This window comes from Vibrio sp. 1249-1, assembly GCF_033340495.1.
In genome coordinates, this window is sequence record NZ_JAWOWJ010000980.1 from 1 (window position 1) to 556 (window position 556).

Genomic DNA, 556 nt, shown 5'->3' on the forward strand with positions numbered 1-556 from the left:
GCCTCTTCCAAAGAACAAGTGCTAGACATAATAAAAGCATACTAAAAGGAACATAACGTGAAAGCAAACATGCGAGCCAATGTGCAAGCCTTCGGAGGTCATTTGACCGCCATGGTGCTGCCAAATATCGGAGCCTTTATCGCTTGGGGCTTTATTACTGCACTCTTTATTCCCACGGGTTGGATGCCAAACGAAGCCTTTGGCGAACTCGTGGGGCCAATGATCACTTACTTGCTGCCACTTTTGATTGGTTACACCGGTGGTCAGATTGTTGGTGAAAAACGCGGCGCGGTAGCGGGGGCTATCGGTACGATGGGCGTGATTGTCGGGGCTGATATACCGATGTTTGTTGGCGCAATGATCATGGGTCCACTGAGCGCTTGGATTGTGGTGCAAGTGGATAAACGTATTCAACACCGCATACCTTCTGGTTTTGAAATGGTGGTCAACAACTTCTCGTTGGGTATCGTCGGTATGTTGTTGTGTTTGTTCGCCTACGAGATTGTTGGCCCTTCAGTCACCGCAGCAAACTTGTTTGTGAAATCAGGCATTGAAG

1 protein-coding gene is annotated in these 556 nt (G+C 48.6%); it reads left to right on the plus strand.

The window, feature by feature from the left end:
* Nucleotides 1–57 precede the first annotated feature (57 nt).
* On the plus strand, nt 58–556 hold a 499-nt coding region (locus R7Z50_RS30025; RefSeq protein ID WP_318150090.1), incomplete at its 3' end, for a PTS transporter subunit EIIC.